This is a genomic window from uncultured Frigoribacterium sp., from assembly GCF_963515265.1.
In the GTDB taxonomy this organism is placed as follows: Bacteria; Actinomycetota; Actinomycetes; order Actinomycetales; family Microbacteriaceae; genus Frigoribacterium.
Genome location: NZ_CAUPYL010000113.1, coordinates 1 through 8,267 on the forward strand (window position 1 = coordinate 1; position 8,267 = coordinate 8,267).

6 protein-coding genes and 1 pseudogene are annotated in these 8,267 nt (G+C 70.3%); 2 read left to right on the forward strand and 5 right to left on the reverse strand.

Going from position 1 to position 8,267, the window contains the following annotated elements:
• The 5 genes and pseudogenes from RWM17_RS09715 to RWM17_RS09735 all read right to left on the reverse strand — a co-directional run.
• Nucleotides 1-556, reverse strand: a pseudogene (locus tag RWM17_RS09715) (M18 family aminopeptidase); the annotation flags it as partial.
• 402 nt (nt 557-958) lie between these two features.
• Nucleotides 959-1,720 (reverse strand): ABC transporter ATP-binding protein, encoded by a 762-nt coding sequence (locus RWM17_RS09720; protein ID WP_123548291.1) that lies wholly within the window; start codon nt 1,718-1,720, stop codon nt 959-961.
• A 17-nt stretch (nt 1,721-1,737) separates the two neighbouring features.
• Nucleotides 1,738-2,805 carry an ABC transporter ATP-binding protein gene (locus RWM17_RS09725; protein WP_314103128.1) on the reverse strand — a complete coding sequence of 356 codons (1,068 nt, stop codon included), beginning with the start codon at nt 2,803-2,805 and terminating at the stop codon, nt 1,738-1,740.
• Nucleotides 2,806-2,899: 94 nt separating this feature from the next.
• Entirely contained in the window at nt 2,900-3,886 is a 987-nt protein-coding gene (locus RWM17_RS09730) for a branched-chain amino acid ABC transporter permease (protein WP_123547729.1), read from the reverse strand.
• Nucleotides 3,887-3,897: 11 nt separating this feature from the next.
• Nucleotides 3,898-5,265, reverse strand: coding sequence for a branched-chain amino acid ABC transporter permease (locus RWM17_RS09735; protein WP_314103120.1), 1,368 nt, complete (start codon nt 5,263-5,265; stop codon nt 3,898-3,900).
• Between the two features lie 275 nt (nt 5,266-5,540).
• Between RWM17_RS09735 and guaB the strand changes: the two genes are divergently transcribed.
• Both guaB and RWM17_RS09745 read left to right on the forward strand, forming a co-directional pair.
• On the forward strand, nt 5,541-7,043 hold the full coding sequence (gene guaB, locus RWM17_RS09740; RefSeq protein WP_314103123.1) for an IMP dehydrogenase: 1,503 nt from the start codon (nt 5,541-5,543) through the stop codon (nt 7,041-7,043).
• Nucleotides 7,044-7,247: 204 nt separating this feature from the next.
• A complete protein-coding gene (locus RWM17_RS09745) occupies nt 7,248-8,192 on the forward strand; it encodes a type IV toxin-antitoxin system AbiEi family antitoxin domain-containing protein (RefSeq protein ID WP_314103126.1) in 945 nt (314 codons plus the stop codon).
• The last annotated feature ends 75 nt before the right edge of the window (nt 8,193-8,267 follow it).

The window sequence follows — 8,267 nt, forward strand, 5'->3', positions numbered from 1 at the left end:
CCCCCAGCCAGAAGGCCCGCATGGCCCGGGCCATCCACAGTCCGTCGGCGACGCCGCACATCTCCCGCTGGGAGTGCATCGACAGCAGGGGCTGACCGATATCGACGGTGGTGATCCCCAGCCGCGCGGCGGTGATCGGGCCGATGGTCGTACCACAGGGGACGGTGTTGTTGGAGACGAAATCCTGCACCGGCACGTCTGCAGCGGCGCAGGCGCGCAGCCACACGGCGGTGCCGACGGCATCGGTGGCGTAGCGCTGCTGGGCGTTGATCTTGACCAGCGGCCCCCGGTTGAGAGCCGGTCTGACCGCCGGGTCGTGCAGCTGAGGATGACCCGGGTGGACGGCGTGACCGGCATCCGCGGACACGCAGATGGAGCGGGCGAGCATGGCCGCCCGGGCGTCGCCATTGATACCGAGCACCCCGGCCAGTCGGCCCAGGACCGTCTCGAGGAAGGGGCCGCCGGCCCCAGAGCGGGTCTGCGAACCGACTTCCTCGTGGTCGTTGGCGACCAGGATGATCGGCTCACCCCCTTCGAGGGCCCGGGCCGGCCCCACCGCCCGGGGCCCCCCGGCCCCCCCGGGGGCCCCGGGGTGCCCGGGGGCCCCCGGGGGGCCCCCCCCCCCCCCCCCCCGCCCGCCCCCCCCCCCCCCCCCGGCCCCCCCCCCCCCCCCCCCCCCCCGTGATTTGAGAGTGATGCGAACTGCACGAGGCCGCGGAGCCAGCACCTGCAGGGCTGGCCGCGAGCATCTCTCTCGCTCTGGTGCCTGTGCCGGTGCGGTCAGCCGGCGTCAGGCAGCGAAGGAGGCGCGGGGCAGCCCAGGCGCGCCGGGTCCCGTCCCGGCACGCCTGCCTGCGCCCCCGTCCACGCACGACGAAGGCCCCGCACGACGAAGGCCCCGCACGACGAAGGCCCCGCACGAGATCGTGCGGGGCCTTCGACGGTGCTCAGATCGATCTCAGGAGTCCATGTCCTTGGCCAGGGTGCCGAGGTAGAGCTCGATCACCTTGGGGTCGTCGGCCAGCTCGCGTCCGGTGCCCGAGTAGGCGTTGCGGCCCTGGTCGAGCACGTAGCCGCGGTCGCAGATCTGCAGGCACCGACGGGCGTTCTGCTCGACCATGATGACCGAGACGCCGGCCTTGTTGATGCGGCGGGTGCGGATGAAGGTCTCGTCCTGTCGCACCGGCGAGAGGCCGGCCGACGGCTCGTCGAGCAGCAGCACCTTGGGGTCCATCATCAGCGCGCGGGCCATCGCGACCGACTGGCGCTCACCGCCCGAGAGCGACCCGGCACGCTGGCCGCGGCGGTCGCCGAGCACGGGGAACAGGTCGTAGATGTACTCGAGCCGCTCGGCGAACAGCTTGGGGCGGAGGAACATCCCCATCTGCAGGTTCTCCTCGATGGTGAGCGAGGGGAACACGTTGTTCGTCTGCGGCACGAAGCCGACGCCGGCCTGCACGAGCTTGTTGGCCTTGAGGTTCGTGATGTCCTCGCCGCCGAGCGTGACGCTGCCCGAGTGGATCTTGACGAGGCCGAACAGGGCCTTGAGCAGCGTCGACTTGCCGGCGCCGTTCGGGCCGATGATGCCGATCAGCTCGCCGGGGTAGCAGACCAGGTCGCACCCGTTGAGGATGTTCACCCCGGGCAGGTAGCCCGCCGTGAGGTCGCTGGCGTTCATGATCGGCTCGATGCCGGCGAACTTCTCGGTGCCGGGGTGCATCTCGGTCGTCGAGGCGCTCATCGCTTGTCTCCGCTCTGCTGGTCGGCGGCCGCGTTCGTGGCCGCCGGGGTCGACGGGTCGGGGGAGCCGGGCAGGTCGCGCCCCGGCGTGCCGCCTGAGCCGGTCGTCGAGGAGGCGCCCGTCGCGTCGCCCTCGCGGGCCGCGTCCTCGGCCGCCACCTCCTGCTCGAGCTCCTCGAGCACCGAGTCCGTCAGCAGCGAGTCGTCTCCGAGGTCGGTGTCGTGGTGGGCGCCGAGGTAGGCGTCGATGACGGCCTGGTCGTCCATGACGGTGTCGGCCGGGCCCTCGGCCACGACCTTGCCCTCGGCCATGACGATCACCCAGTCCGAGATGTGCCGCACCATGTGCATGTCGTGCTCGACGAACAGCACCGTGGTGCCCTCGTCGCGCAGGCTCTGGATGTGGCCGAGCAGCGACTGCGTCAGGGCCGGGTTCACGCCGGCCATCGGCTCGTCGAGCATGATCATCTCGGGGTCGCTCATGAGGGCGCGGGCCATCTCGAGCAGCTTGCGCTGGCCGCCGGAGAGGCTGCCCGCGTAGTCGTCCTTCTTCTCGTGCAGCTTGAAGCGGTGCAGCAGGTCCTCGGCCTTGATGGTGATCTCGCGCTCGCGCGCCCGCCAGAGCGGCGGCACGATGCCGACGAAGAAGTTCTCGCCGGGCTGGTCGCGGGCACCGAGCAGCATGTTCTGCATGACGGTGAGGCGCGAGAGCGCCTTCGTCAGCTGGAACGTGCGCACCATGCCGGCCCGGGCGACCTTGGCGGCGCCGACGTTGCCCATCGGCTTGCCGTCGAAGACCCACTTGGCCGTGTCGGCCCCGCGCTTGAACGTGGTCGGTGCCGACGACGCCTTGTCGAACCCGGTGAGCAGGTTGAAGAAGGTCGTCTTGCCGGCGCCGTTCGGGCCGATCAGCGCGGTGATGGCGCCGCGCTGCACCTCGACGTGCTGCACGTCGACGGCGGTCATGCCGCCGAAGCGACGCACGACGTTGTCGACGGTGAGGATCGAGTCGGGCTTGGCCGAGCCGGGGGTGCGCTCGACGCTGCCGAGCTTGCCGCGCAGCACCTCGCGGTCGTAGTCGTAGCCGGGCTTGTCGCGACGGCCGGCCGCGCCGGTCGTGCCGGTCGTGTTCGCCGAGGTCGTGCTCGACGTGTTCGTCTCAGACACTGAACGACAACTCCTTCTTGTTCCCGAGGATCCCTTGCGGGCGGAAGATGATGAGGCACATCAGGGCGATGCCGACGAGGACGTACGAGAACTGGTCCGCCTGCTGGTTGCTCATGATGCTCGCCGGGATGAAGTCGCCTGCCAGGGTCCGGATCAGGAGGCGGACGACGAAGAACAGGATCGCCCCCAGCACCGGTCCGAACACCGTCGCGGCGCCTCCCAGCAGCAGGGCCGTCCAGATGAAGAAGGTCGTCGAGCGGCCGAGGGCGTCGGGCTGCACCGACGAGGGCAGCACGTAGATGATGCCCGCCAACGAGCCGATCACGCCTCCGAACACCAGCGCCTGCATCTTGTACGAGAACACGTTCTTGCCGAGGCTGCGCACGGCGTCCTCGTCCTCGCGGATGCCCTTCAGCACGCGGCCCCACGGGCTGCGGCTGAGCAGGAACACGATGAGGCAGAGCAGGGCCACGAGCGCCCAGGCGACGATGCGGATCCACCAGCCGTTGACGCCGTTGTTGTCGTAGGTGAACCACAGGATCGTGGTCTGGCCGTCCGGCAGCGGCGAGAGGGCGGTGAACGGGTCGCGGTACGACGAGCCCGTGATGCCGTTGGAGCCGCCGGTCACGTCCGTGAGGATGCTCGAGCGGCCGACCATGCGGATGATCTCCGCGGCGCAGATGGTCACGATGGCGAGGTAGTCGCCCCGGAGCTTCAGCGTCGGCACGCCGAGGATGAGCGCGAACACGAGACCGCCCGCGAGCCCGATGAGCACGGCCAGCCCGAGGGGCAGGCCGTTGACGAGCGAGATCGCGAAGCCGTAGGCGCCGACGAGCAAGAAAGCCGCCTGGCCCATGTTGATCAGGCCGGTGAAGCCGAAGTGGATGTTGAGGCCGATGGCCGCGAGGGCGAACGCCGCGGTGGTCGGGGCGAGCGCCTCGCCGGTGAGCTGGCGGATGAGGTCGATGACGTAGTCCATGGTTCTTCCCCTCAACCGATCCGCTCGGCGCGACCGAAGATGCCCTGCGGCCGGAACAGCAGGATGACGATCAGGATGAGCAGTGCGGTGGCGTACTTGAAGTCACCCGGGAGCACCAGGTTGGTGAGCTCGACGATGACGCCGATGATGAGCGAGCCGACGAGCGCCCCGAAGGAGGTGCCCAGTCCGCCGAGCGTGACGGCCGCGAACATGAGAAGCAGGATCTGCAGGCCGGTCATCCAGTTGACGCCGTTGAGCACGAGGCCGAGCATCACGCCGGAGAGGCCCGCGAGGCCGGCGGCCAGCGTCCAGACCAGGCGGATGATGCGGTCGACGTCGATGCCGGACGCGGCGGCCAGGGCCGGGTTGTCCGAGACGGCGCGGGTGGCGCGGCCGGTGCGCGTCTTCGTGAGGAACAGCCCGGTGAGCACGAGCACCACGATCGAGATGCCCATGGCCACGTACGACTGCACCGTCAGGGTGACCCCGGCGAGCGTGACCGTCGTCGGGTTGGCCGTCTGGATGCGCACCGTCGCAGCGCCGAAGAAGTACTGGAACGCGTACTGCAGCGCGATCGAGAGACCGATGGTGACGATCATCAGCTGCGTGAGGCTCAGCCCCTTCTTCCGCAGCGGTTTCCAGATCGCGGCGTCCTGCAGGAACCCGGTCGCGGCACAGATGACCACCGTCAGCGTCGCCGCCAGGAAGATGTTCATGCCGAGCTGGTTCGCGAAGACGTAGGCGAGGAGCCCGCCGAGGGTGACCTGCTCGCCGTGCGAGAAGCTGCTGAGGCCCGTGGTGCCGTAGATCAGCGAGAGGCCGATGGCCGCGAGAGCCAGCAGCAGGCCGAGGCGGATGCCCGAGGCGAACTGCTGCGCGACGCGGTCCCAGCTGAACGACGAGGCCTGGGCGCCGCCGGTGGTGGCGCCCTCGGTCTCGCTGAGCTGGAAGATCACGCCCGCGTTGGCGCCGAGCGTGGCGTTCACCATGCGCTCGTCCTGCTCGGCGTTGGTGAGGAACTGGCCGTCGGGCAGCGAGTCGGTGTCGAGGGTGACCGTGTACTGGCCGGCCTCGGTGACGGGCAGCGCCCAGCGGCCGGTGCCGTCCACCTCCGCGGTCTGCTCGAAGCCGCCGGGGCCGGCCACCTGCAGGACGACCCCGCTCGCGGGCTCGCCCTCCGAGGTGCGGATGCTGCCCTGGATGCAGCCGGTGGCGGGGTCGACGGTGCACGAGGCGGTCGCACCGCCGGACGCGTGGGCTGCGGCGGGCGCCAGCATCACCGAGACGAAGGAGCCGGCGAGGCCGAGCAACAGCGCGAGGACGGTGACGATCAGGGCAGGCCGCAGCGCGCGCGGTGCGATGGTCGTGTCGGGTTTCACGGAACCTCCTGGACAGGTGCCAGTCGGGGCGATGCCCCGGGTGCCGCTGGCTCACCGTCGTTGGTGAAGATACTTTCGCTGTGTGTCGGCCGTGTTTCGTGCAGGACACAGGCGAGAGTCGAAAATTCGTCACCGAATCGTGTCCTTCTGGCCGGATCTCGGCGTGTCAGGGCCAGGAATGCAGGAGGCGCGGGCCGGGTTAAGATCGATCACCGGAGTCGACGGCGATCCGGTGCTCCCTCCTCCCACCTCACTCGCTCCTTCGAAGGGGACTCATGGACCAGCCGGATCCGTTCGGATTCATCGGACTCACGTACGACGACGTCATGCTCCTCCCGGGGCGCACGGACGTGATCCCGAGCGAGGCGGACACCTCGTCGCGCCTCACCAAGCGCATCCGCGTCGCCGTCCCGCTGCTCTCCGCCGCGATGGACACGGTCACGGAGTCGCGCATGGCGATCGCCATGGCCCGGCAGGGCGGCATCGGCATCATCCACCGCAACCTCTCGATCGAGGACCAGGCGGCCCACGTCGACAAGGTCAAGCGCAGCGAGTCGGGCATGATCACGAACCCCGTCACGACGTCGCCGGACGCGACCGTGGCCGAGGTCGACGCCCTGTGCGGCCAGTTCCGCGTCTCCGGCCTCCCGGTCGTCGAGCGCGACGGCACGCTCGTCGGCATCATCACCAACCGCGACATGCGCTTCGTGTCGCCGTTCGAGATGCAGACGACGTTCGTCCGCGACGTCATGACCAAGGCACCGCTCATCACGGCCTCCGAGGGGGTCGACCCCGACTCCGCCGTCGCGATCTTCGCCCAGCACAAGATCGAGAAGCTGCCCCTCGTCGACGAGTCGGGCAAGCTTCGCGGCCTCATCACCGTGAAGGACTTCGACAAGAGCGAGAAGTACCCCGACGCCACGAAGGACGACGAGGGCCGCCTCCGCGTCGGTGCCGCGATCGGCTTCTTCGGCGACGCCTGGAAGCGGGCGTGCGCGCTCCGCGACGCGGGCGTCGACGTGCTCGTCGTCGACACCGCCAACGGCGAGAGCACCGGTGAGCTCGACATGATCAAGCGCATCAAGGCCGACCCGTCGTTCGCGGCCGTCGACGTCATCGGCGGCAACGTCGCGACCCGCTCGGGCGCCGAGGCGCTCATCGAGGCCGGCGCCGACGCCATCAAGGTCGGCGTGGGCCCCGGCTCGATCTGCACCACCCGCGTCGTGTCCGGCGTGGGCGTGCCGCAGGTCACTGCCGTGTACGAGGCGTCGCTCGCCGCGCGGGAGGCCGGCGTGCCGGTCATCGCCGACGGCGGCCTGCAGTACTCGGGCGACATCGCCAAGGCGCTCGTCGCCGGCGCGGACACCGTCATGCTCGGCTCGCTGCTCGCGGGCTGCGACGAGAGCCCCGGCGACCTCGTCTTCGTGAACGGCAAGCAGTTCAAGAACTACCGCGGCATGGGCTCGCTCGGGGCCATGCAGACCCGCGGCAAGAACACGTCGTACTCGAAGGACCGGTACTTCCAGGCCGACGTCCCCACCGACGACAAGCTCATCCCCGAGGGCGTCGAGGGCCAGGTGCCCTACCGCGGCGCGCTCGGCAACGTCGTCTACCAGCTCACCGGCGGGCTGCGCCAGTCGATGTTCTACGTGGGCGGGCGCACGGTCGACGAGCTGAAGACGAAGGGCAAGTTCGTCCGCATCACGGCGGCTGGTCTCAAGGAGAGCCACCCGCACGACCTGCAGATGGTCGTCGAGGCGCCCAACTACCGCCGCTAGCCGCGCGCCGCTAGCGCCGCGCCTCAACGGGCGAGTTCGTCGTAGCCGGGCGGTCGTGACAGACCGCGTGCGACGAACTCGCCCGCTGTTCTTCCCCCAGGGCTCCGCTGGATGACCCTGCACAGACAGCGTCGGCGCCGCTCACTGCCCAGCCGGGGCCGGGCGGGGAGGCGCCAGCCCGCCGGGGCGCACAGGCTGCCGGTCATGCAGAGTCCGATCATCCACCACGAACTGCTCCTCAGCCGCCAGGTGTCGTCGGTCGGCCTGGACCCGGTCGTCCTGCGGCGCTCGTGCGCACGGGGAGAGCTCGTGCGGCTGCGACCCGGCGCGTACGTGCTGACGTCGACGTGGGCTGCGGCGGGCGTCGACGAGCGCCACCGCCTCCGTATCCGAGCGGCTGCGGCAGCGTCTCGGACTCCCGTGGTCGTCAGCCACGTGTCAGCCGCGGTGCTGCACGGGATGCCCCTGGTCGGGGCTCCCCCCGCCCACGTGCACGTGCTCGTCCCGCCGGCTGGCGGCAGCAGGCACGAGCACGGCTTCGTCAAGCACGCGCGGATCCATTCGTGGGACGCGCAGGTGGAAGGTGGCGGCCTCCTCCTGACGCCTCTTGCCGTCGCCCTCGTGGACGTCTGCCTGACCGAGTCGTTCACCCGTTCCGTCGTCATGACCGACCACGCACTCCGGGCCGGTGCGGTCACGCTCGCCGAGCTGGTCGACGAGTTCGCGTCGCGAGGCACGCGCAGGGGTGCCCGGAAGGTCGAAGCCGTGGTGGCCTTCGCGTCGCCGCTGGCCGACCGGCCGCTGGAGTCGGTCAGCAGGGTGGGCATGCGCCTCCTCGGTCTGCCCGATCCAGAGCTGCAGCACGAGTTCCGGCAGTCGGACAGGCACCTTTCGACCGTCGACTTCTGGTGGCCGGACGTCGGAGCGGTCGGCGAGGCCGACGGCGACCTCAAGTACTCGGACCCGGTCTTCCTCGCCGGACGAACGCCCGCCCAGGTCGTGATCGACGAGAAGAAGAGGGAGGACGCCGTGAGGCGACTGGACGAGGTGACCTCCTTCGTCCGATGGGACTGGGCGACCGCCCTGGACGTCGAGCAGCTCGGGGCGCGGCTGGCGGCGGCCGGGCTGCGTCCGCAGCGAGGGCCCTAGACGGGCGGGTTCGTCTGGAACGGGCGGTCGTGGTGGCCCGTCGGCGACGAACCCGCCCGTGCCGCCGGGGCGGGG

Excerpts from the sequence above, each read along its gene's own strand:
- RWM17_RS09720 (WP_123548291.1), bottom strand. The coding sequence starts at position 1,720 with ATGCACCCCGGCACCGAGAAGTTCGCCGGCATCGAGCCGATCATGAAC.
- guaB (WP_314103123.1), top strand. The coding sequence starts at position 5,541 with ATGGACCAGCCGGATCCGTTCGGATTCATCGGACTCACGTACGACGAC.
- RWM17_RS09745 (WP_314103126.1), top strand. The coding sequence starts at position 7,248 with ATGCAGAGTCCGATCATCCACCACGAACTGCTCCTCAGCCGCCAGGTG.
- RWM17_RS09730 (WP_123547729.1), bottom strand. The coding sequence starts at position 3,886 with ATGGACTACGTCATCGACCTCATCCGCCAGCTCACCGGCGAGGCGCTC.